The organism is Wolbachia endosymbiont (group A) of Chalcis sispes (genome assembly GCF_964026765.1).
GTDB classification, from domain to species: Bacteria; Pseudomonadota; Alphaproteobacteria; order Rickettsiales; family Anaplasmataceae; genus Wolbachia; species Wolbachia pipientis.
Genome location: NZ_OZ034697.1, coordinates 161,107 through 183,579, shown reverse-complemented (window position 1 = coordinate 183,579; position 22,473 = coordinate 161,107). Strand labels below are relative to the sequence as shown.

Sequence of the window (22,473 nt, the reverse complement as noted above, 5' to 3'; positions counted from 1 at the left end):
TTGTTGCTTTGCTAGCCAACTACTAGCTATGCCTCAAGTTTCCTATTCAAAATTTTCAATATCAAATCCAATTCATTTGGATTATCATACCGTATCATAACTTTACCCTTAGAATTGTTGTCATTAATTTTGATCTTTAAACCAAGTTGAGAAGATATAGCGCCTTCTATTACTGTCATATCTTGATTTCTAGTATATCTCTGCTCTTTTTGATTGTTGTTTTGATGTAGGTCCTTTATCAGTTTTTCAGTTTGTCTAACGCTTAAGCCCTGAGAAACTATTTTTTCTGCAATACTTTCCGCATTTTCAACATTAATCAACGCTCTTGCATGACCCATAGACAATTTTTTCTCATTGATCATTGTTTTCACCCTATCAGGGAGCAACAACATCCGAATCATATTGGTTATGTGGCTGCGGCTTTTGCCTATAGCTGAAGCTAATTCCTCATGTGTATAGAAAAACTCATCTATCAGTTTTCTGTAAGCTTCACCTTCCTCTATTGGATTAATATCTTGCCTTTGTATATTTTCAATAATGGATACTTCCAAGCATTCCTTGTCGCTCAGATCTTTTATGATAACCGGTGCACTATCAAGATTTGCAATCTTGCTTGCTCGCCAACGACGTTCCCCAGCTATTATTTCGTAACCATCATCATTTGAATCTTTGCGTACCACGATAGGCTGTATAATGCCACTTTTCTTTATCGAATTTGCAAGCTCTCTTAATGATTCCTCGTCAAAATGTTTCCTCGGTTGAAATTTGCTTGGGTGCAGTAATGAAATAGGCAAATACTCTTGTCGATCTTCTTTATTATCATAATTATCGCCTATGAGACCGGCAAGACCTCTGCCGAGGCGTCTATCATCCTTCATACCACGCCCTCGCTTACTAGCTTCTTCTCCTTACAACTGCTCGCGTGCTTTTTTAAAATTTCCCTTGCCAAACTTATATACGCTTGTGCACCAGGACATTTAAGATCATACACAATAGCAGGTTTTCCATGAGAAGGTGCTTCTGATAACCGTACGTTACGTGGAATAACAGTCTCATACAATGGGATGATAGTTTTGTATACTTTATCATTTAAATACTGACAAATATCGTTTTTAATCTGCTCACTAAGTTTGTTGCGCCTGTCATACATTGTTAACACTATCCCTTCTATTGCCAAAAAAGGGTTTAGGTTATTCCTTTTTATTAGCTCCACAGTTTTAACTAAATGGCTTAATCCTTCCAGAGCAAAAAATTCACACTGAAGAGGAACAATAATAGAATTAGCAGCAGTCAAAGCATTTATGGTCAGAAGCCCAAGTGATGGAGGGCAATCGATGATTATATACTCATAATTATCGCGTATCTTCTCCAATGCGCTTTTTAGTACGAATTTTCCTCGCTCAAGTTGCGATAATTCAATTTCTGCAGCTGACAAATCAACTACTGACGAAATTAGCGATAAATTCGGAATTTCCTTTATATTGAAAATTGCCGATTCTATCAATTTATTTTCGCTGCTTAGTAGTATTTTGTATATGTTTTTTTCTTCCCTACTACGATAAGAAATCCCGAGTCCGGTGCTAGCATTTCCTTGAGGATCAAGATCTACCAATAAAGTGCTTTTTCCCACAGCAGCAAAGGCTGTCGACAAATTTATACTAGTTGTGGTTTTGCCAACTCCACCCTTTTGATTTACTATTGCAATAATCTTGCTCACGCCTTTTATCTTATGTATAAAATAATTCTATTGTATATATGCAAGAAACTTTTGCATTAGAAAATTTTTTTGTTGCTAACCACACTAAAATTAGACTGTCTTTTTTGCTTTGTGTAACACACTTTGAACCTTGTTTCCTAATTCATTCAGAGTGAATGGTTTTGGCAAAAAGTGAAAATCTTCTATATTGATGTCATCACTCTTTAAAAAAGCATCTTCTGCATACCCAGAAATAAAAATAACGTTGATATTTGGCCTATGGATCAATGCTTCTTTAACTATTTCTGGGCCGCTCACCTCTGGCATGATTACATCAGTGATTATAAGATCTATATGTTGACTTTTTTTACTGATTATTTCTAGCGCCTCGCTGCCTATGCTTGCTTCTATTACATCAAATCCTTTTCTTTTGAGTGCTTTAGAGATGAATTCCCTTACTGAATCTTCATCTTCGATTAATAAAATTATACCATTACCTTTAATTTCACTTACTACCGGTTTTTCTGTTTCTTCACTATCTTCCTCTCTATCATTTTCATCTGATATGTAAACCATGGGCAAAAATATGCTAAATTTAGTTCCATGATTTACTTTGCTAGCAACATAGATGTATCCTTCAGTTTGTTTAATAATGCCATATACAGTAGAGAGGCCAAGACCTGTACCAGAGGTAATATCTTTGGTAGAAAAAAATGGATCAAAGATCTTTTCAGTTGTATCACTCGTCATTCCACATCCAGTATCAATTACTTCAATCACAACATAATTTCCATGTTCAATCGCTTCCTTGTCTGGAGAAAACATATCCTGAGGTGTAGAATTTAATGAGTCAATCTTTTGATTAAAGGTTCGTATAGTTAATTCTCCGCCCTTTTCCATAGCAGCACTAGCATTGACTGCTAAGTTAAGTATAACTTGCTCTAATTGCCCTTGATCAGCCCTAACAGCACCCAAGTCTCTACCATAATAAATATTAAATTTTATATTTTCACCTATTAATCTTTTTATCATTTCATAAAGATTAGCTATAGTATTATTTACATCAATAATTTTTGGCTGCAAGGTCTGTCTTCTTGAGAAAGCAAGCAATTGTCTTACTAAATTTGATCCACGCTTTGCATTTTGCTGTATCTGTATTATATCTCCAAAAGATGGGTCACCAGCTGAGTGTTGGAGTAAAAGCAAATCGCAAAATCCTATTATCCCAGTCAATATATTGTTGAAATCATGCGCAATACCACCTGCTAACTGCCCTATAGCTTGCATCTTTTGATAATGCTCAAGCTTTATCTCTAGGTTTTTGTGTTCAGTATTGTCAATAAAATAACAAAGTATGAAGATCATTTTATTATGAAGAAACTTATTGAAATATATTTTTATGTTATTACCGCCGTTGAGCTGTACATCAAAAGACGCATTATTTATTCTATTACTCGAAAAATATTCACGTATTTTCACATGATAACTATCCAATATCAACGTAAAGATTGAATTATTATCTGACCCTGCAAGCTTTATTAGTGCCGTATTTTTCTTTACAAAGTTGCCGTTTATGTCACATTGTGCAATAGCAATTGATGAATTTGCAAAACAAGGGTGTAATTGATAATCAACAATATTTGATTCGGTTGGTGTTATAAAGCCATATATATAGCTATGGTTGTATTTATCACAAAATATAGCAGTGCTCATATAAGCCTTGAATGGAATACCACTTATAGTAAAAAACAAAATTTCATTATCGGTTGTTGTATTGTTATATTTAGATTGAGATATAAAATCACTGATTGAGCTACCTTTTTCCAGTTTTTTTAGTTCAAATATGTCTAAAAATCTTTTATTTACAGATAAAATCACCCCTTTGGCATTTGCAATGTAAGTTCCTATGCTGTGTTTTTCTATTAACTCTTCATATATCTGCTCCTTGTTTATCTGTGTTGCTTTTAATACAAAATACCCATCTGGCCTTGCTATTGGCACTAATGATAAATTTAAAATCTTATTACCATTTATAGCAATTTGGGGATTATCTGGTATCGGCTCAAAGAGCAAAAGAAAGTTAGATACTCTATTCTTCTTGTTTAAGGAAATGCATACCTGTACAGAAGAGTTATTTTTTAGTGCATGATAGAGTACTTTTTTGTCTGCTTCTGAAACATCTCCTATTTCAAGAATCTTGTCTAACGTAATGTCATCATCTATATGATCTTTAAACCTTTCGTAGAACCTTGCATCAGCATAAATAATACCTTCATCTTTATGTAAAATAAGGCAAAATTCTGTATTATGATTTAGTGCATTTGCAAATATTGCATTTTGAAATTCTATAGTATTAAGTAGGTATCTGTAGCGTTTTACATTATACATCATAAAGAGAGTTGTTAGAATGCTAACTAATAAATTAATCTCTATATTAATATGCTGACTATATATATCAAAAAAGTAGAGTATCGATATTGCTACTGGAGGTAAGAGCATAATAACTGCCATCACAACAATTGACATTCCATAATTTCTTAGTATGAAGTCAACCCTGTTCTCTTTTTTGTTATCTATGTATCTTTTATTCATTATTGTTACTTGGCATTGTTGTACATACGAAAATGTTTTATTATATTGATTTAATTATTATAGATTTATTAACGTCTTTGATAGATAATTATCATCCAAATCTAATTAAGTTCCTTAAATATCAGATATAACAATGTTAATAAGCTAGCAAGAGGATATTATGGAAAAACAAAAAACACAAGCATTTAAATGGTTCTGTGCACTAAGAGATAAGATCATAGAATCTTTCTTATTAATTGAAAAACAATCATCCGCAGAGCCAAAGATCGAAAAGAGAAAGTGGGATCGCCCAGGTGGTGGAGGTGGTGAATCTACAATTATTTTTGGTAATGTTTTTGAAAAAGTTGGAGTAAACGTTTCAAAAGTACACGGAAAATTTGCAGATTCAGCCATCAATGAAATTCCTGGTGCAAGTGAAAGTAACGGAGAGTTCTGGGCAAGCGGTATATCTTTAGTGTCTCATATGCAATCGCCCCTTATCCCTGCAGCGCATATGAACACAAGGCTGATATATACTTCAAAACAATGGTTTGGTGGAGGAATGGATTTTACGCCAATATATAGAAATGAAGAAGATTGCAAGTATATTCATGAATCAATCAAAATGACATGTGATAGATTTGACACCGGATATTATCCAAAATTTAAAGAGCAATGTGACAACTATTTTTTCTTACAACACAGAAAAGAGCCGCGTGGCATTGGTGGTATTTTCTATGATAATCTGAGTTCTGGTAATTGGGAAAATGATTTTGAGTTCACAAAAGCAGTAGGTGAAGTCTTTTTGGAAATTTATTTGCACATCATACGTAAACATATACAAAAATCTTGGACAAAAGAACAACGAGAAAATCAATTAATAAAACGTGGCAGATATGTAGAATTCAATCTGTTATACGATCGTGGCACAAGGTTTGGTTTAATGACTGACGGCAATCCAGATGCAATTATGATGTCAATGCCACCACTTGTTAAGTGGTTATAGAGAGCTGCTATTAGTAGAAAATAAATCATCATAGTTTAAAATTGTACCATGGTAGTGAGCTTTTATATAGGGGGTATAATCATGGGCATAATAGATAATTTTTTAATTAAATCTGTCAAAAACAATGACATAAAAGGTGTTAAACTGACTCTAATTCTCTATGATGCATTAAATAGTTTTAGAAAATTCTTTTCAAAGACTATGTCTCTCAAGAATACAGGATCATTTGATATAAATAATAATCAAGCTTTAAATCAGGCTTTAGGACATGCTACAGATCACAAAATAATGGAATTGCTGATTAATCGTGGAGCTGATATCCACTCAATAGATGAGAATGGAAAGAATGTTATAATTCGTGTTATTGAGAGTTTAGCAGAATCAAAAAATCTAAAATTGGATAGTGAGAAAAACTTACCAGCAGAGATAATTCTTCACCCCACAGTTTCCTTTTTACTAGGAAAAGGCGCAGAGTATTATTCTACAGATGATTTGAATGTTGAAGCTATACAACAAAAACCTCCTAGAACCTCTGAATATGAGCCAATAACTATGTACGCTGAGATGAACAACAATGTAATACCACCTCAAAAACCTCCTAGAACTTTTGAGTATAAGCCAAAGAGCACTAATTATGATGCTTTGCCTTCAAAAGAGCCAATTTACGCTGAGGTGTATGATGCTAAGGTTAGTAACTCATTAGGGGAGAATGGTTATTTGAGTGTATCAGAAGAATCTATTTATGCTGAAATATATGATTCACATAAAAAATCCACTGAAAATTTATCATTGGAAGATAGTGGTTATTTGAGTATATCAGAAGAACCTATTTATTGCACTATAGATGATCTTTCAGAACAAAAAAAGCCTACTAGCCTAAAACAGAAAGAGCCAGAACAGTCGTCAGAACCTATTTATGCTAGGGTAGATTTGTCCAAGAAAAGAGCAGAAAGAAAAGCAAAAGACATAAAAGCTAATTCTGGAACTTGCCATGGGTTAGTGCAAGATAAAGTGAATGATTGGCAAGTGAAGCTAAATGAGCTAAGTGCTAATAAGTCGATAAGTCAGCAACAGACTAATGATCAAAAAATTAAGACCAAGGCTGGCTTTAGTGTAGAAGAAATAAGGCAGAAATATGAGCGTAGAGATTCTGGCTACGATTCTGGCTATGATTCCGATACAAAAGTTGAACAACAATTAGAATTAGCTCCTAAATCTGAGAACCTGTTTAAAATCTCGGAGAGATGAGGTAAAATAGTGGTAGATTAAGAATGAGGTATATCTATGCGTAAAAATTATCCAAGTGATATAAGTCGAGAGCAATTTGAAAAAATCAGACCAATACTAGAGAGTAGCAGGAAGAAAACGAGACCAAGAAAACTTGATTTGTATGATGTATTTCGTACAGTGTTATACGTCCTAAAAAGTGGTTGCCAGTGGAGAATGTTGCCAAAAGATTTTCCAAGGTGGGAAAGCGTATATTACTATTTTCAAATGTGGAATAAAAAGAATGGAGAAGAACCAAGTTTGTTGGAATTAGTTTTAAAAAAAATTGGTTGGAGAGATCCGTATCAACAATGGTCGGAAAGAGAAAACTAGCTTCTGTATAATTGATGCTCAAAGTGTTAAAAACACAGATACTGCTGAAAAAAAGGGCTATGATGCAGGTAAAAAGATTTCAGGCATAAAGCGTCATATTGCAGTTGATACTCAAGGTCTACCACATGCAATTTATGTAACAACAGCAGAAGTAACTGATCGTAGTAGCGCTGTAAGAATGGTTGAAAATGCTAAAGATACCCTTTCTGAAGTCAAAAATATATTGGTTGATGCAGGCTACACAGGAAAAATTTTTGCAACCCAAATAAAAGATATTATTGGTGCAACTGTTGAGGTAATAAAGCGCAGTGAATTACATTCTTTTGTTGTATTGCCAAAGAGATGGGTTGTTGAGCGTTCTTTTGCTTGGTTAGAAAAGTGTAGACGGCTATGGAAAAATTGCGAACGTAAACTCAATACCAGCTTGCAAATGATTGTCCTTTCCTTCATTTCTCTCCTATTACGAAGATTTTAAACAGGTTCTGAGATAGGTTCAGTGAGTATTGAGCATGGAGTAATAGGAGGCTGTCGATATAAGATTACTGATATATCCCTCTAACTATGTGATTCAAAATAATTGAATTGACTTTATATATGTAATCGATATAACCTAGTTAGATTCAAGTTGACTCTTTCGTCTAGTGGTTAGGACACCACCCTTTCACGGTGGTAACACGGGTTCAAATCCCGTAAGAGTCACTCAAGTAGAATATAATTAAAGTTTTGAATGGGAAAAATTAGGCTCTATGTTGAAGAAGCTTTATCACAAGGCGTGAGTTTAGCACTTAATCCACAACAAAGTCACTATATTTGCAATGTAATGCGGCTTAAGAAGTATGATAATCTCTCTCTTTTTAATGGAAAAGATGGAGAATGGTTAGGAGAAGTAGTGAATATATCGCGTAAATTGACAGAAGTTACACCCAAAGAATGCACTAAACAACAGCAATATGAGGAAAATTTATACCTGTATTGTGCCATGGTAAAAAGTGCTGCTTTGAACAACATAGTAAGACAGGCAACTGAAATGGGAGTAATCTGCATTCAATTTATTTCAACGGAACGTACAGTGGTAAAAAATATTAACCTAAGTAGAGCAAAATTACAAGCAATCGAAGCAGCGGAACAATCAGGTAGGATAAGTATACCAGAGATTTTGCCTCCTATTAACTTTTGTGAGTTACCTGATTCCCAGAGTAAAAATTTTGTTTTGTGTGATGAAACAGGTAAAGCTGACAAAGTGCTGAAAGGCAAAAAAAATGTTGCTATTATTGTTGGCCCTGAAGGTGGTTTTTCATCTTATGAACTTGATCTTGCCGATAAGTTTTGTCAAAAATTGAGTCTAGGAAAAAGAATTTTAAGGGTCGATACTGCTGTAGTTGCTGCACTCACTTTCACCAATTGGTGTAGCTAGATTTTTAAATATGACTAAGGTTTGGGTCATAAAGAAATCTGGTTCAGTGTTGCGCGCACAAAAACCCTGTAGACTTTCTACGAAGCAGTCTGTTGTTAAAGAGGAGCTAATAAAAAACATATTCTAAGAACCTGTTTAAAATCTTCGTAATAGGAGAGAAATGAAGGAAAGGACAATCATTTGCAAGCTGGTATTGAGTTTACGTTCGCAATTTTTCCATAGCCGTCTACACTTTTCTAACCAAGCAAAAGAACGCTCAACAACCCATCTCTTTGGCAATACAACAAAAGAATGTAATTCACTGCGCTTTATTACCTCAACAGTTGCACCAATAATATCTTTTATTTGGGTTGCAAAAATTTTTCCTGTGTAGCCTGCATCAACCAATATATTTTTGACTTCAGAAAGGGTATCTTTAGCATTTTCAACCATTCTTACAGCGCTACTACGATCAGTTACTTCTGCTGTTGTTACATAAATTGCATGTGGTAGACCTTGAGTATCAACTGCAATATGACGCTTTATGCCTGAAATCTTTTTACCTGCATCATAGCCCTTTTTTTCAGCAGTATCTGTGTTTTTAACACTTTGAGCATCAATTATACAGAAGCTAGTTTTCTCTTTCCGACCATTGTTGATACGGATCTCTCCAACCAATTTTTTTTAAAACTAATTCCAACAAACTTGGTTCTTCTCCATTCTTTTTATTCCACATTTGAAAATAGTAATATACGCTTTCCCACCTTGGAAAATCTTTTGGCAACATTCTCCACTGGCAACCACTTTTTAGGACGTATAACACTGTACGAAATACATCATACAAATCAAGTTTTCTTGGTCTCGTTTTCTTCCTGCTACTCTCTAGTATTGGTCTGATTTTTTCAAATTGCTCTCGACTCATATCACTTGGATAATTTTTACGCATAGATATACCTCATTCTTAATCTACCACTATTTTACCTCATCTCTCCGAGATTTTAAACAGGTTCTAAGATAATATTAAATCTCATATTATATTTTTTCTAAAGTAAACAAATGAATCTTGCATTTTGCCTGAGTTATTGATACTCTGAGTAAAGAAGTCGGGGCGTAGCGCAGCCTGGTAGCGCATTTGGTTTGGGACCAAAGGGTCGGGAGTTCAAATCTCTCCGCCCCGATGTTAGTACGATTGTAAAAACGCTGCAATATAAGAGCAATCTCCATCAGTAAGCAAGTAGCTGACACTGGAATGACATCATTTACCATGTAAATTGTGGCATATTATATTTTAACGCTCAAGTTTATAAAATAATTGACAATGTTAATTTTCTAATTTATAAATAGATTTTGAAATGATTACCGAAGGAGGTATAGAGTTTGATAGAAGTATCAGTCCATTATGGTGATGTAGACAGAGCTCTTCCAGTATTGAAAAAAACAATTCAAAAGGAAGGAAGAGGGTTGAAAATGAAAAAACAATATCATGAAAAAAAATCAGAAAAAAGAGCTAAAAAGAAAGCTGAAGCTAAAAAAAAGAGGTACCAACAAGAGTGCAGAAGGCAGCGTTATGGTTGGTAGTTTGTATTCAGGTTAATAGTTTATCATTGGTTATTTTATGAATATTCACGAATATCAAGCGAAAGAAGTTTTGCATAAATTTAATGTCCCAGTGCCAAAAGGTTTTGTTGCTACATCTGCGGAAGAAGTAAAGACTCAAGTAAGTCAATTAAAATCTGACGTGTTTGTAGTTAAAGCTCAAATTCATGCAGGTGGTAGGGGTAAAGCCGGTGGCGTAAAGCTAGCAAAGTCAGTTGAAGAAGCTCAACAGTTTGTAAAGGACATGATTGGTATGACTTTAGTTACTCATCAAACAGGGCCAAGCGGGCAGCAAATAAGAAAAGTGTACGTTGAAGAAGGCTCAAGCATTAAGAAAGAGTATTATTTAAGCCTGGTAATCGACCCGAAGCTCAGTAGGCCAATATTCATATTTTCCTCAGAAGGTGGAATGGACATTGAAGAAGTGGCAAAAAATTCTCCTGCAAAAATTGTGAAATTTGATATTGATTCTGCTACAAGTTTTGATAGCAGCAAGTTAAGCAGCAGTTTTGATTTGAGTCCAGAACAAATAGAAAAAATAACAAATGTTGCAAAAAATATATATGATGCGTTTATTGCAACTGATGCGAGCCAAATTGAAATTAATCCACTGGTTGAAACAAACTCTGGAGATTTTATTGCGCTCGATGCGAAAATTAATTTCGATGACAATGCTTTATATCGTCACCCAGAAATTATGGAACTTCGTGATTATGATGAAGAAGTGAAAGAAGAGATAGAGGCTTCAAAATATGGGCTCAGTTACATCAAAATGGATGGCAGTATTGGTTGCATGGTAAACGGTGCAGGTCTTGCTATGGCAACAATGGATATAATAAAATACTACGGAGCAGAGCCTGCTAACTTTTTGGATGTTGGTGGTGGAGCGAGTAAAGAAACTGTAACTGAAGCATTTAAAATCATATTGTCTGATAGCAACGTAAAAGGAATTCTGGTTAACATATTTGGTGGTATAATGCGTTGCGATATTATCGCAAGTGGAATTGTTGCGGCTGCAAAAGAAATGAGCATTAAAGTTCCTCTAGTGGTTAGATTATCAGGTACTAATTTTGAAGAAGGAAAAAAAATCTTAGAAGAGTCAGGATTAAATATTATTGCTGCAGATGAACTGGGTGATGCTGCACAAAAGATAGTAAAAGAGGTAAAATAAAGCATGTCCGTTTTAGTAAACAAAGATACAAGATTAATATGCCAGGGTTTTACTGGTGCACAAGGCACATTTCATTCAGAGCAAGCAATTGATTACGGAACGAAAATGGTGGGAGGTGTAACTCCTGGAAAGGGTGGTAGCACTCACCTTAATTTACCGGTTTTTAATACTGTAGCAGAAGCCAAAGAAAAAACCGGTGCAAATGCTACAGTTATATATGTACCTGCTAAATTTGCTGCTGCTGCAATACTTGAAGCAATAGATGCAAAAATAGAATTGATAATTTGTATTACAGAGGGCATTCCTATACTTGATATGGTGAAAGTTAAGCGTGCGCTTATCGGCTCAAAAAGTCGATTGATTGGTCCCAACTGTCCGGGAATTATTACACCTGAAGAATGCAAAATAGGAATTATGCCTGGCCATATCCATAAGCGTGGACACATAGGAATTATGTCTCGCTCCGGAACTTTAACTTACGAGGCAGTAGCACAAACAACCGCTGTTGGTCTTGGTCAATCCACGTGTATCGGAATTGGGGGGGATCCAATTCATGGTATGACATTTGTCGACTGTATGGAGCTCTTTTTAAAAGATGACGATACTCATGGTATTGTAGTTATTGGTGAAATAGGTGGAAACGAAGAAGAAGATGTATCACATTTTGTGAAAACAGAAAAAACTAAAAAGCCAATCGTTGGTTTTGTAGCAGGCCAAACGGCACCTCCAGGAAGACGTATGGGACACGCTGGAGCAATCATCTCCTCCAGCGGTGGAAGTGCTGGTGCAAAACTAGAAGTTATGCGGAGTGCCGGGATTGCAATTGCTGAAACCCCTGCAGTAATTGGTAAGAAGGTATTGGAAGTAATGCATCACTAGAATTAGGGTCACAAAAACCCTATATCACCGGTCATGAATACGTTATTTGCCCATTCGATTAATAACTTGCCTCCTGGTAAATTTACTGAAGTCTGTTGGGCAACCAGATATCCACGTAGTGTGGATGCAACAAGTGCTGCACAGGCTGCACTACCGCATGATGCAGTAATGCCTGTACCTCTTTCCCAAACTCTTAAAGCTATTTCTCCAGACTTTTCAACTTGTGCAATACTAACATTAATTTTCCGAGGAAATAATGCGTGATTTTCTAGCTTTGGTCCTAAATTTCGCAATGGTATTTCACTTATGTTATCAACAAAAAAAACTATGTGAGGATTGCCAATATTTACTGCAACAGGATCTTTTAGCATTTCAAGCTCTATAGGTAAGTGAAGAGTGTCACACTCAGTAGACAAGGGAATTTCATGCCATTTTAGCAAAGGTTTACCCATGTTAACCTTTATGGATTTATCACCCACTTTAAAACACTCTAAAATGCGTTTGCTTGTTAGCTCAATAATGGAGTATTCAGCACCTTTTTCTGACATTATCAAATATCCAACACAGCGTGCTGCGTTTCCGCACATTTCAGCTCGACTGCCATCAGCATTATAGATATGCATCAAACAGTCTGCAGCATTAGACATTGTTATAATTATCACTTGATCACAACTGCTTTGATCAGCAATTTGTCTATGGTTCCAGTCTAAATTGTTTGTTGAACGTGAGTCTATGATAACGAAATTGTTACCAGTGCCGTGCATTTTGATAAAATTTTCAGAATTTTGGCCACTCATCATAAAAAAATATTTCTTCTATTGGCCTTCTTTTCTTCTTACTTGTTTCAGCACCCTCTTCTTCGTAACCAACCGCTATCACTGACATTACGTTAAAGTCATTGGGTATATTGAACTCTTTCACTATTTTATCTCTATCAAATCCACCCATTTGATGGGCCATTAAGTTCATAACTGCAGCTTGTAACATAAGTCCATAATTTGCTGCACCAGTATCATGATTAGCCCAAAGATTTTCTCCTTTACCTTGTTTACGGAAGTTTTTAGCACTTAAAGATATGATTAACACTTGTGCATCTTTTGCCCATTTTTGATTAGATTCATCAAGGCAATTTAGCAGCTTTTCCCATGCGCTTTGATTGTTCTGTTTGTTGCATATTACGTATCTCCAGGGTTCATCACCAAAACATGAGGGAGTCAGCCTTACAGCTTCCATTAAAATATCCATGTCTTCCTGAAATATTGCTCTTGTAGGATCGTATGAACGTCCGCTGTGTCTTGCTTTCATCAACGATAATAGATCTTGTTTACTCATCATTTTTAATTTAATAGTGCATAAATAATGCATTGTAGCACAATATAAGCAAAATTTAAATTGCAAAACCTCTCATACACATATATTACATTTAATAAGTTATTTTTATTGGGAAGGTATGTTTATAACACAATCTAGCAGCAGATCAACACTGGCTGAAATATTGTCTTGCGTTTTACTTTTATTCTTGATGGCTCAAATAAGCATACCATTGCAGCCTGTGCCTATCACATTGCAAACTTTAGGAGTAATGCTTATTGGGCTTAAATTTAACCGCAGAACAGCATTCTATTCTGTGCTTACATATCTATCACTTGGTGCAGCAGGATTGCCTGTTCTTGCGAATTTTTCTGGTGGTTATCACGCTCTTCTTGGACCAACCGGTGGATATTTAATTGGCTGTTTAGCTGCTGTTATGGTAATGAGCAAAGTAAATGAATTACTGAACTCTAAGTATAAATCATTTGTATGTAATTCTTTAAGTTGTCTGGCTGGTACAGTTGTAATCTTTATTTGTGGTGTTAGTTGGCTTGCTGTTTACTTGGGTCTGGAACAAGCAATAATGGTGGGTGTTTTACCACTTATCCTTCCTGGTTTGATAAAAATTTTTCTACTTGTAGCAGCTTTGCAATATTTGAAAAAATGATAAAATTTCGCCCTCATCATTTTATGTGCACCCTCGCGTTTCGGGGATATGGGTATTCTCGGGATTTTATAGAAAATTATAAAAAGATAGCAAGCAAAGTAATTAGTACTCAAATCGAAGTAGTTGGTAACCTTGATAGTATTTGTAGTGCTTGTCCAAATCAGACTAAACAAGGTAAATGCACCGAACAAGCTAAAGTTTTAGAGCTAGATAGAAGGCATATGGAAATTTTAGGAATTAAAATTGGCGAGACTTTGACCTGGAGTGAAGCGGTAAAAAAGATTAGGGAGAAAATGTCTTTAAAGAAATTCGAGTACGCATGCGAGGGGTGCAACTGGCAGCCATATGGAATATGTAAAAATGCCCTTTTAAATTGTCATTCCTATAAAGATAGTTGACAAAATGTTAAGATAAATTGAAGCATTTTTGTGGAAATAGACTTCTTGCACTACCTCCCAAGTCACAACTGTCATTCAGTAGAAACAAAAAACTTGCTTGACAAGCTCCGCCAGCCCCTTTATTATGATAATAAGGGTATTTATGACTCAAAACTTGTTCTTGACCTGCAGGCTCAATGACAAAATTCAGTAAAAAACTCAGGGTATTTATTGGCGGATTACATAAAATTATAGCGGCTGCATGTCTTTTTTATTTTTTCTACATTCAGCCAAATCGCGCTTATTTTAAGCGTTAGCACATTATTACAGCGCCACTTACAGTAATATAGAGTCAAAACTCGCACCACGGGGCTTCTTTTGCCTTTTTTTTCATTTTGTAAATTTCTTAATGTTTGTAGCTAAACGACAACCGTCATCCCGCTGCTTGTTAGCGGCTAAGAGATACCGCGGCGGTATGACGGTTCGCGGCAGTATGACGATAACCTCGTCATCCCGCTACGTGTTAGCGGGATCTATGCTCAGAGATACCGTGAATAAATCACGGTATGACGGTTCGTGGCGGGATGACGGTTCGCAGTGGCATGACGATAACTTCATCATTCCGCTATGTGTTAGCGGATGAGATACCGTGAATAAATCACGGCATGACGGTTAAGTAATTCGTCATTACGCTATGTGTTAGCGGATGAGATACCGTGACGGTATGACGTAGGATTGCTGTCATCCCGCTACGTGTTAGCGGGATCTCTTGTTAGCGCCGCGGCGGTATGACGGTTCGCGGTGGCATGACGATAACTTCATCATTCCGCTATGTGTTAGCGGATGAGATACCGTGAATAAATCACGGTATGACGGTCTGCGGCGGAATGACGGTTAAGCAATTCGTCATCCCGCTGCTTGTTAGCGGCTAAGAACCTGTTTAAAATCTTCGTAATAGGAGAGAAATGAAGGAAAGGACAATCATTTGCAAGCTGGTATTGAGTTTACGTTCGCAATTTTTCCATAGCCGTCTACACTTTTCTAACCAAGCAAAAGAACGCTCAACAACCCATCTCTTTGGCAATACAACAAAAGAATGTAATTCACTGCGCTTTATTACCTCAACAGTTGCACCAATAATATCTTTTATTTGGGTTGCAAAAATTTTTCCTGTGTAGCCTGCATCAACCAATATATTTTTGACTTCAGAAAGGGTATCTTTAGCATTTTCAACCATTCTTACAGCGCTACTACGATCAGTTACTTCTGCTGTTGTTACATAAATTGCATGTGGTAGACCTTGAGTATCAACTGCAATATGACGCTTTATGCCTGAAATCTTTTTACCTGCATCATAGCCCTTTTTTTCAGCAGTATCTGTGTTTTTAACACTTTGAGCATCAATTATACAGAAGCTAGTTTTCTCTTTCCGACCATTGTTGATACGGATCTCTCCAACCAATTTTTTTTAAAACTAATTCCAACAAACTTGGTTCTTCTCCATTCTTTTTATTCCACATTTGAAAATAGTAATATACGCTTTCCCACCTTGGAAAATCTTTTGGCAACATTCTCCACTGGCAACCACTTTTTAGGACGTATAACACTGTACGAAATACATCATACAAATCAAGTTTTCTTGGTCTCGTTTTCTTCCTGCTACTCTCTAGTATTGGTCTGATTTTTTCAAATTGCTCTCGACTTATATCACTTGGATAATTTTTACGCATAGATATACCTCATTCTTAATCTACCACTATTTTACCTCATCTCTCCGAGATTTTAAACAGGTTCTTATGTTAGAAATGTTTAATCTAGTTTCAACAGGCACTGATGTGAGCCAAGAAGTTCGGAGATTATTGCCAGAAGATATACTGAAAGAACGCGGCGAATATTTGTCACGTCTAAAACAAATTGTAAGTGATAGTATTGAAAATGACAAAAAAGAAAGAATTGTAGTAGAAAGAGATAATAAATTTTATTATGTACAGTGTCCAGAAAAAAGTGTGATCACTCCTGCAAAATTTATGAACTCCCCGGAATTTAAGGACTTAGAATATGGTGCATTGCGAATGGGAGAAGGAGATAATCTAATCTGAATAAAAAGCTGGCAATATCATGATATGCAAGGCAAAGTAAAAATGACCTTTAGGGTAGGCGATGAAAAGATCGAAATGATTTTATCTTCTGAAAAAGCTGAAAGTTTTGGTAAAATAATGGTACATATGGATGACAAAAGTTGTGAAATCTTCTCAAAGTACCTAAAAGAGCTAGAAAAAGAACCACATATAAGCAAGGTTGTTGAAGCTGCTAAAAGTTTTGTGCAAAACAAATCTCCTCTTTCTTCTGTAGACAATGCTAATGTTCAGCAGCTTCAGAGCAATGTCAAAAGTTTACAGAGTAGTGACCGAAATCGAGGTTGAAAAAGTTTTAATAATTGTTATACACATACACTGTTGCATATAGCAATAGTGTATGTGTATAGTTAGTAGGGTTTGTAAACTTAATAAAGTCTACAACTAATTTGAAAACTACTTTATTGTATGCAAGACTTTAAAATACTAGAAAATCTAAAAACCAAAGCACTAGAAGCTGAAAAAGGAGGCGGTTCTGACAGGATTACCAAACAACATGAAAAAGGGAAATTAACTGCTAGAGAAAGGCTCAGTATATTGCTCGATGAAAGTTCTTTTGCAGAATACGATAAATTCGTAAAACATCATGCAAATGATTTTGGCATGCAAAATGCTAATTTTTTAGGTGATGGGGTAGTGATTGGTCATGGTACTATTTATGGCAGAAAAGTTTTTGTTTATTCTCAGGATTTTACTGTCTTTGGTGGTTCACTTGGTGCGTCACATGCAAAAAAAATATGCAAAATTATGGATATGGCAATTAATGCCAGAGTTCCAATTATCGGACTAAATGATTCTGGTGGAGCCAGAATTCAGGAAGGAGTAAATTCTCTTGCTGGTTATGGAGAAATTTTTCAAAGAAACGTAAATGCATCGGGTGTTATACCACAAATTTCTTTAATTATGGGCCCATGTGCAGGAGGTGCAGTTTATTCCCCAGCATTAACTGACTTTACTTTCATGGTGAAAAACAGTTCATATATGTTTATAACCGGGCCAGATGTAGTAAAAAAGGTTACCTACGAAGATGTAAGTTTCGAAGACCTCGGTGGAGCAAAAATTCATACAAGCAAAACAGGAGTAGCAGATTTTGCATTCAATAATGATGTTGAAATGCTGCTAAAAATGCGTGAATTCTTTACTTTCTTACCAGCAAACAATCAAGAATCACCAAAATCTGCACCAATCTGTAATGATGTTGACGACATTGATGAATCCTTAAACACTCTAATTCCTACCAATCCTAATACTCCTTATGATATGTATGAACTCATTGAAAAAGTTTGTGATGAAAGGAATTTCTTTGAACTGAAACCTGATTTTGCTCGTAATATCATAACTGGTTTTGGTAGAATTGGAGGAAATACTGTCGGTATTGTTGCAAATCAACCTATGCACCTTGCAGGATGTTTGGATATTGATTCTTCAAGAAAAGCTGCGAGGTTTGTAAGGTTTTGTGACGCATTTAACATTCCGATCATCACACTTATTGATGTTCCAGGATTTTTGCCGGGTACAAATCAAGAATACAATAATATAATACAACACGGAGCGAAACTGCTTTACGCTTACGCTGAAGCGACCGTGCCGAAAATTAGCCTTATCACTAGAAAAGCGTATGGTGGTGCATACATTGTTATGAATTCGAAACATCTAAAAGGTGATATAAATTATGCCTGGCCAACTGCTGAAATAGCTGTGATGGGCCCTGAAAGTGCAGTTGAGATTATATTTCGACACGAAAAAGATCAGCAAACGTTAATTAAAGAATATAAAGAAAAATTTGCTAACCCATTTTTTGCTGCATCATATGGATACATTGATGACATTATAGTGCCAAGTAAAACAAGGTATCACTTTTGTAAAGCATTAGAGCTACTCAAAAACAAGAAGGTAGAAAGGATATGGAAAAAGCATGACAACTTACCTCTGTAACTTTCTTCTAAGCCTTGCTTACAAGTTATGCAATATTATAAGTATAATCAGTGTGCCGTTACCAAGACTCGAACTTGGGACCTCGTCATTACCAATGACGTACTCTACCACCTGAGCTACAACGGCAAGTTTATATATTATGATAATGAATAACACAAAAAAGAATAAGGAAAAAGAAGAGGAGAAAAAAAGATTAGCGAAAGCTTTAAAGCAAAATATTTTGAAAAGAAAAAAGCAGCAACAGAGTAAACAGAGAACCCTTTCAAAACTCGTTTGTGGTGAGGAATTTTTAGGAGAAAGCACCGCAGAATACTCGAATGTATTTGAGAACGACAAAATTACCATCAGAAACTTAAGTTTTGAAGGAGGTATCATGCCAGAACTACCGGAAGTGGAAGTAATCTCTAATTTTTTGCTTGATAAAATTAAAAACAAGCAAATCAGTAATGTTATAGTGAATAATTGGAATTTACGTGTACCAATAACAAAAAATATTGATGATATGCTAAAGGGCAAAGTCATACGCAACATCAAGCGTAGAGGTAAGTATACGATCTGGAATACAGATGGTAGTATGGCTGTAATCATACATCTTGGCATGAGCGGAAAGCTTATATATGCTCAAGCGCAGAATAAACATGATCACGTAGTGTTTTTGTTTTCTGACAATACTTCAATAGTTTTTAATGACCCAAGAAGGTTTGGATTAGTTATCGTTTTAAATAAAGAACAAGAAACGGATTTTTTTAGCGATTTTGGAATAGAGCCCCTCACGGATGAATTCAGTGGAGACTATTTACAGGAGTTGCTGAAAAACAAAAAAGTGAATATCAAATCAGCGTTAATGGACAATAAATCAATAGTTGGCGTAGGCAACATATATGCTTCTGAGAGCTTGTTTAGAGCCTGTATATCACCACTCAGGTCAGCAAAAAACTTGACCTATAGAGAGTGCGAAAAACTTGCTGCTGAAATAAAAAATACTCTGAGTGATGCAATTGCTGCAGGCGGTTCAACACTGAAAGATTATGCACAGCCATCTGGATCTGCTGGATACTTTCAAAATAACTTTTACGTATATGGTAAAGTTCAAAAACCTTGCAAGATTTGCAATAATATCATAACACTTATACGACAAAATGGCCGTAGCACTTATTTTTGCAACGCGTGCCAGAATTAAGATTTTATTTTTTGATATGATATTTTCACTTGAAAAAGATCCATTTGATTTGTTTTCAAAGTGGTACAAAGCAGTACTTAATTCTCCGTGTGAACAACCAACTGCAATGACGCTAGCAACTTGTAGCAAAGACTGTATTCCATCTGCAAGAGTGGTATTACTAAAGGAATATAGCAAAGAAGGTTTTGTGTTTTTCACTAACGTAAACAGTAAAAAAGGGAAAGAATTGACTGAGAACCCCAAAGCTGCGTTAGTGTTTCATTGGATAGAATTTGCTAGGCAAGTGCGAATTGAAGGAGAGGTTAAACTTCTAAACGATGAAAGAACTGACAAATACTTCTCTTCTCGAGCGCTGGGTAGTCAAATTAGCGCATGGTGCTCAAAACAATCGAGCATTCTGAAAGATTGGCAAGATTTTGAGCAAGCTATAAAATTGAAGGAAAAAGAATTTCACAATACACAAGTTTCTCGTCCTGATTTTTGGGTGGGATTTTGCGTAATCCCAAAAGTAATTGAATTTTGGCAAGAAGGTGAATATAGGAAGCATATTAGATTTAGATACACTCTTGTTGAGGGAAGCGATTGGAAAGTGGAACAACTATATCCTTAAAAATGGTTGCGGGAGTAGGATTTGAACCTACGACCTTCAGGTTATGAGCCTGACGAGCTACCGAGCTGCTCCATCCCGCGTCGTTGCTTATTTAGTTATTATATATACAAATAATGAAAAAAGAAAAATAAAATTTCACCACATGCAAATATCGACACACTTATTAACTTTTCTTGACATAATAGTTAGTTATATACGTAACAATCTGCGCAATGAACAATATAACTTGATACTGTGGTTTCCTGTTTTTCAGTGTGTAGGAATTCTAACCTATTTTTCCCTAAGTTTTGAACCAAGCTGCATATCTATTTTTCTTTTGCTTTTACCCACACTAATTTTGATTGCAATATTGTATAAAAGGTACGCGATATTGTGTATCGCTTTAATTGCAGTGCTCATAGGATTTACAGCTAGTAAATTAAGAACAGCTTTAGTTGATACTCAAATTCTTGATAAAGAGAGATATGTAAAAGATATCGTTGCCACAGTGAAGGATATTAACGACAGGGGCTCATATAAACAATTTCTGCTTTCTGTTGAAAAATCCCCTACTATCTCAAAATCCTCTCCTGTTATCCCAGTGCCCCCTTTTGTCATCCCAGTACTTGATACTGGGATCCAGAAAAAAAAGATATGGATTCCAGCGTCACGCGCTGGAATGACACCGGATAGAGCTCTAGATAACATCAGAATATCAGTTAGAACCAAAGTGGAAAAAGGCATTAAAATAGGCGATCAAGTAAAATTATCAGCAAAACTCTTCCCTCCAAAAATTGCGCCTTCGGAGTATGCATACGATTTTGCAAGAATAGCGTATTACCAGAAAATAAGTGCAACAGGTTTTGCAACAAGCAAAATAACCCTGCACAAAAAGGCTGAAGCAAGGAAATTTCTAGAGTATATAGAATCTTTCCGTCAATACATTTATGAAAACCTGCAGCAAAATATCAAAAAACCACATGTAGACATAATTTCTGCATTACTGATCGGTAAAAAAGACGGCATAGATCAAAAAACTATGGACGCGATACGAGATTCAGGTATAGCACATTTGTTTGCCATATCTGGTTTGCATTTATCATTCGTTGCTGGTCTGTTTTTTGTAGTGTTTCGTAATTTATTCGCAATATCTGAAACTTTGACTCTTAAGTATAACACCAAGAAAATATCTGCATTTCTTACCATTTTGCCAACCACGTTTTATTTGTTGATTACCGGCATGCAAATTTCTGCTCAGCGTGCCTACATCATGGTGATTTTAGTACTCGTTGCAATAATGATAGAGAGAAAATATCGAGGGTTAATAGCAATTGCGTTTGCCGCTTCAGTGATACTTATCATAGAACCAGAAGCAATTTTAAAGCCAGGCTTTCAGATGTCATTTTCTGCTGTTTTGGCACTGGTTGCCAGTTATCAAATTAATGCTAATAAATTATTCAAAATAAAAATAATGAAATATTTTGTGTCGATAATGATCAGCTCAGTAATAGCAAGTTTAGCAACTGTTCCGTATACGATATATAATTTTAATTATTTTTCAATTAGTGGCATTATCACAAATTTAGTTGCTATACCAATAGTTACATTAATTATTATTCCACTTGGAATAATTTATGTCTTATTGATTCCTTTAGGTATTGAATGGATTATAGCGCCATTTATAGAGCGCCCAATTAACAGCATTTTGTATATAACAAACGCTATCGCTAGTCTTCAGTATTTGGTTATTCCCATTCGTACTTTTCCTGCCTCATCAATTATTATAATAACATTTGGGTTATTGTGGCTGTGCTTGTGGGAAAGAAATTGGCGTTTTTTGGGATTTTTTTTTATTGTACTAGGTATTTGCTTTAGCGCTGCATATAAAACCCCCGACATCCTAATAAATGCTGATAATGTTGCTGCAAAGGAGAGTGATAACTTACTATATTCTCTCACTAGAAAAAGCAGAAATTTTGTTATCAAAACGTGGGCAAAGCAAAACGGACAGAACCAAATTTTGAATCATACAAAATATAGCAACCCAGATAAAAGACTAAAATATGGCTGTATATACAATAAAGGAAATAATAAGTCAGTGTTGCTAGCTTATAAAAAAGAAGATATTTCAGAAAATTGTGATAAAGTTGATTTAACAATTCAATTAAGTGAGTTTGACTATTCAGCTTGCAACACTAAAATTATTAAACATGCTGATCTAGAAACGTATGGCACACATTCTGTTTGGTTAACAAATCGTTACGTAAAGATTAATACAGTGCGCTCCAATAGGCCTTGGCACATGTTGAAAAATTAAGAAACTTGATTTTAAGGTTTGGTTAATGTATACCTAAATAAGTTTAAACTA

Annotated in this window: 22 protein-coding genes and 4 tRNA genes; 17 read left to right on the top strand and 9 right to left on the bottom strand. The window is 35.5% G+C overall.

Translation table 11 applies throughout. From position 1 onward, the window contains the following. Positions 1-26: 26 nt before the first annotated feature. The 3 genes from AAGD72_RS00930 to AAGD72_RS00920 form a co-directional block, all read right to left on the bottom strand. Positions 27-878, bottom strand: coding sequence for a ParB/RepB/Spo0J family partition protein (locus tag AAGD72_RS00930; protein WP_213863303.1), 852 nt, complete (start codon positions 876-878; stop codon positions 27-29). Next, a complete protein-coding gene (locus AAGD72_RS00925; protein ID WP_006280226.1) occupies positions 875-1,717 on the bottom strand; it encodes a ParA family protein in 843 nt (280 codons plus the stop codon). Before AAGD72_RS00925 ends, AAGD72_RS00930 begins: the two co-directional genes overlap by 4 nt. Positions 1,718-1,807: 90 nt before the next feature. Next, entirely contained in the window at positions 1,808-4,288 is a 2,481-nt protein-coding gene (locus tag AAGD72_RS00920) for a response regulator (protein ID WP_341814898.1), read from the bottom strand. 160 nt (positions 4,289-4,448) lie between these two features. Between AAGD72_RS00920 and hemF the strand changes: the two genes are divergently transcribed. The 5 genes from hemF (at position 4,449) to AAGD72_RS00895 (ending at position 8,286) form a co-directional block, all read left to right on the top strand. Beyond that, entirely contained in the window at positions 4,449-5,273 is an 825-nt protein-coding gene (hemF, locus tag AAGD72_RS00915; protein ID WP_341814897.1) for an oxygen-dependent coproporphyrinogen oxidase, read from the top strand. Positions 5,274-5,354: 81 nt separating this feature from the next. After that, positions 5,355-6,521 (top strand): hypothetical protein, encoded by a 1,167-nt coding sequence (locus AAGD72_RS00910; protein WP_341814896.1) that lies wholly within the window; start codon positions 5,355-5,357, stop codon positions 6,519-6,521. A 36-nt stretch (positions 6,522-6,557) separates the two neighbouring features. Next, a protein-coding gene (locus AAGD72_RS00905) for an IS5 family transposase (RefSeq protein WP_341814578.1) occupies positions 6,558-7,347 on the top strand; the annotation gives its coding sequence in 2 pieces (ribosomal slippage) (positions 6,558-6,818 and positions 6,820-7,347; 789 coding nt in all). A 152-nt stretch (positions 7,348-7,499) separates the two neighbouring features. Further along, positions 7,500-7,571, top strand: a tRNA-Glu gene (locus AAGD72_RS00900). A 28-nt stretch (positions 7,572-7,599) separates the two neighbouring features. After that, the gene (locus tag AAGD72_RS00895; protein WP_006279818.1) at positions 7,600-8,286 is read left to right on the top strand and encodes a 16S rRNA (uracil(1498)-N(3))-methyltransferase; all 687 of its coding nucleotides are present in this window, start codon (positions 7,600-7,602) and stop codon (positions 8,284-8,286) included. Positions 8,287-8,421: 135 nt separating this feature from the next. Here the strand turns inward: AAGD72_RS00895 and AAGD72_RS00890 are convergent. Then, positions 8,422-9,211, bottom strand: a protein-coding gene (locus tag AAGD72_RS00890) for an IS5 family transposase (RefSeq protein ID WP_341814566.1) whose coding sequence is annotated in 2 segments (ribosomal slippage) — positions 8,422-8,949 and positions 8,951-9,211 — 789 coding nt in all. Because the reading frame shifts where the segments join, the coding sequence is not laid out codon by codon here. A 158-nt stretch (positions 9,212-9,369) separates the two neighbouring features. Between AAGD72_RS00890 and AAGD72_RS00885 the strand changes: the two genes are divergently transcribed. From AAGD72_RS00885 to sucD, 4 genes are all read left to right on the top strand, one after another. Further along, positions 9,370-9,443, top strand: a tRNA-Pro gene (locus AAGD72_RS00885). 199 nt (positions 9,444-9,642) lie between these two features. Next, positions 9,643-9,843 carry a 30S ribosomal protein S21 gene (gene rpsU / locus AAGD72_RS00880; RefSeq protein ID WP_006279819.1) on the top strand — a complete coding sequence of 67 codons (201 nt, stop codon included), beginning with the start codon at positions 9,643-9,645 and terminating at the stop codon, positions 9,841-9,843. A gap of 37 nt (positions 9,844-9,880) precedes the next feature. After that, positions 9,881-11,032 (top strand): ADP-forming succinate--CoA ligase subunit beta, encoded by a 1,152-nt coding sequence (gene sucC / locus AAGD72_RS00875; protein WP_341814895.1) that lies wholly within the window; start codon positions 9,881-9,883, stop codon positions 11,030-11,032. Positions 11,033-11,035: 3 nt separating this feature from the next. Then, positions 11,036-11,911, top strand: coding sequence for a succinate--CoA ligase subunit alpha (sucD, locus tag AAGD72_RS00870; RefSeq protein ID WP_015589444.1), 876 nt, complete (start codon positions 11,036-11,038; stop codon positions 11,909-11,911). An 8-nt stretch (positions 11,912-11,919) separates the two neighbouring features. Here the strand turns inward: sucD and dapF are convergent, their stop codons facing one another. Both dapF and AAGD72_RS00860 read right to left on the bottom strand, forming a co-directional pair. Next, the gene (gene dapF / locus AAGD72_RS00865; protein ID WP_341815104.1) at positions 11,920-12,708 is read right to left on the bottom strand and encodes a diaminopimelate epimerase; all 789 of its coding nucleotides are present in this window, start codon (positions 12,706-12,708) and stop codon (positions 11,920-11,922) included. Beyond that, the gene (locus AAGD72_RS00860) at positions 12,689-13,276 is read right to left on the bottom strand and encodes a nitroreductase family protein (RefSeq protein WP_341814894.1); all 588 of its coding nucleotides are present in this window, start codon (positions 13,274-13,276) and stop codon (positions 12,689-12,691) included. Before AAGD72_RS00860 ends, dapF begins: the two co-directional genes overlap by 20 nt. Before the next feature lie 85 nt (positions 13,277-13,361). On the opposite strand from AAGD72_RS00860, the gene AAGD72_RS00855 reads away from it, so the two are divergent. Continuing rightward, positions 13,362-13,889, top strand: coding sequence for a biotin transporter BioY (locus AAGD72_RS00855; protein WP_341814893.1), 528 nt, complete (start codon positions 13,362-13,364; stop codon positions 13,887-13,889). After that, positions 13,886-14,287 (top strand): DUF1284 domain-containing protein, encoded by a 402-nt coding sequence (locus AAGD72_RS00850; protein ID WP_264719070.1) that lies wholly within the window; start codon positions 13,886-13,888, stop codon positions 14,285-14,287. The genes AAGD72_RS00855 and AAGD72_RS00850 overlap by 4 nt, the downstream gene beginning before the upstream one ends. Positions 14,288-15,206: 919 nt before the next feature. Here the strand turns inward: AAGD72_RS00850 and AAGD72_RS00845 are convergent. Beyond that, positions 15,207-15,996, bottom strand: a protein-coding gene (locus AAGD72_RS00845) for an IS5 family transposase (RefSeq protein WP_341814578.1) whose coding sequence is annotated in 2 segments (ribosomal slippage) — positions 15,207-15,734 and positions 15,736-15,996 — 789 coding nt in all. Because the reading frame shifts where the segments join, the coding sequence is not laid out codon by codon here. Between the two features lie 66 nt (positions 15,997-16,062). Here AAGD72_RS00845 and AAGD72_RS00840 point away from each other — a divergent pair. The 3 genes from AAGD72_RS00840 (at position 16,063) to AAGD72_RS00830 (ending at position 18,336) form a co-directional block, all read left to right on the top strand. Beyond that, positions 16,063-16,365: a hypothetical protein gene (locus AAGD72_RS00840; protein ID WP_341814892.1), complete on the top strand. Its 303-nt coding sequence runs from the start codon at positions 16,063-16,065 to the stop codon at positions 16,363-16,365. A 24-nt stretch (positions 16,366-16,389) separates the two neighbouring features. Further along, positions 16,390-16,689, top strand: a complete 300-nt coding sequence (locus tag AAGD72_RS00835; RefSeq protein WP_341814891.1) for a hypothetical protein — start codon at positions 16,390-16,392, stop codon at positions 16,687-16,689. 120 nt (positions 16,690-16,809) lie between these two features. Further along, positions 16,810-18,336 carry an acyl-CoA carboxylase subunit beta gene (locus AAGD72_RS00830; RefSeq protein WP_015589410.1) on the top strand — a complete coding sequence of 509 codons (1,527 nt, stop codon included), beginning with the start codon at positions 16,810-16,812 and terminating at the stop codon, positions 18,334-18,336. Between the two features lie 53 nt (positions 18,337-18,389). On the opposite strand, the gene AAGD72_RS00825 is transcribed toward AAGD72_RS00830, so the two are convergent. Further along, positions 18,390-18,462 (bottom strand) — tRNA-Thr (locus AAGD72_RS00825). Between the two features lie 247 nt (positions 18,463-18,709). Here AAGD72_RS00825 and mutM point away from each other — a divergent pair. Continuing rightward, positions 18,710-19,516, top strand: a complete 807-nt coding sequence (gene mutM, locus AAGD72_RS00820) for a bifunctional DNA-formamidopyrimidine glycosylase/DNA-(apurinic or apyrimidinic site) lyase (protein WP_341815103.1) — start codon at positions 18,710-18,712, stop codon at positions 19,514-19,516. 16 nt (positions 19,517-19,532) lie between these two features. Further along, complete coding sequence (pdxH, locus tag AAGD72_RS00815) at positions 19,533-20,126, top strand: pyridoxamine 5'-phosphate oxidase (RefSeq protein WP_022626142.1); 594 nt, start codon at positions 19,533-19,535, stop codon at positions 20,124-20,126. A gap of 3 nt (positions 20,127-20,129) precedes the next feature. Here pdxH and AAGD72_RS00810 read toward each other — a convergent pair. After that, positions 20,130-20,206, bottom strand: a tRNA-Met gene (locus AAGD72_RS00810). Positions 20,207-20,268: 62 nt separating this feature from the next. On the opposite strand from AAGD72_RS00810, the gene AAGD72_RS00805 reads away from it, so the two are divergent. Further along, positions 20,269-22,422, top strand: a complete 2,154-nt coding sequence (locus AAGD72_RS00805; protein WP_341814890.1) for a ComEC/Rec2 family competence protein — start codon at positions 20,269-20,271, stop codon at positions 22,420-22,422. Positions 22,423-22,473 lie beyond the last annotated feature (51 nt).

Coding starts and splice junctions, on each gene's coding strand:
- AAGD72_RS00850 (WP_264719070.1), top strand. CDS start 13,886: ATGATAAAATTTCGCCCTCATCATTTTATGTGCACCCTCGCGTTTCGG.
- sucD (WP_015589444.1), top strand. CDS start 11,036: ATGTCCGTTTTAGTAAACAAAGATACAAGATTAATATGCCAGGGTTTT.
- pdxH (WP_022626142.1), top strand. CDS start 19,533: ATGATATTTTCACTTGAAAAAGATCCATTTGATTTGTTTTCAAAGTGG.
- AAGD72_RS00920 (WP_341814898.1), bottom strand. CDS start 4,288: ATGAATAAAAGATACATAGATAACAAAAAAGAGAACAGGGTTGACTTC.
- dapF (WP_341815104.1), bottom strand. CDS start 12,708: ATGAGTGGCCAAAATTCTGAAAATTTTATCAAAATGCACGGCACTGGT.
- AAGD72_RS00910 (WP_341814896.1), top strand. CDS start 5,355: ATGGGCATAATAGATAATTTTTTAATTAAATCTGTCAAAAACAATGAC.
- AAGD72_RS00855 (WP_341814893.1), top strand. CDS start 13,362: ATGTTTATAACACAATCTAGCAGCAGATCAACACTGGCTGAAATATTG.
- AAGD72_RS00805 (WP_341814890.1), top strand. CDS start 20,269: ATGCAAATATCGACACACTTATTAACTTTTCTTGACATAATAGTTAGT.
- AAGD72_RS00860 (WP_341814894.1), bottom strand. CDS start 13,276: ATGCATTATTTATGCACTATTAAATTAAAAATGATGAGTAAACAAGAT.
- mutM (WP_341815103.1), top strand. CDS start 18,710: ATGCCAGAACTACCGGAAGTGGAAGTAATCTCTAATTTTTTGCTTGAT.
- AAGD72_RS00840 (WP_341814892.1), top strand. CDS start 16,063: ATGTTAGAAATGTTTAATCTAGTTTCAACAGGCACTGATGTGAGCCAA.
- hemF (WP_341814897.1), top strand. CDS start 4,449: ATGGAAAAACAAAAAACACAAGCATTTAAATGGTTCTGTGCACTAAGA.
- AAGD72_RS00895 (WP_006279818.1), top strand. CDS start 7,600: ATGGGAAAAATTAGGCTCTATGTTGAAGAAGCTTTATCACAAGGCGTG.
- sucC (WP_341814895.1), top strand. CDS start 9,881: ATGAATATTCACGAATATCAAGCGAAAGAAGTTTTGCATAAATTTAAT.
- AAGD72_RS00830 (WP_015589410.1), top strand. CDS start 16,810: ATGCAAGACTTTAAAATACTAGAAAATCTAAAAACCAAAGCACTAGAA.
- AAGD72_RS00835 (WP_341814891.1), top strand. CDS start 16,390: ATGCAAGGCAAAGTAAAAATGACCTTTAGGGTAGGCGATGAAAAGATC.
- AAGD72_RS00930 (WP_213863303.1), bottom strand. CDS start 878: ATGAAGGATGATAGACGCCTCGGCAGAGGTCTTGCCGGTCTCATAGGC.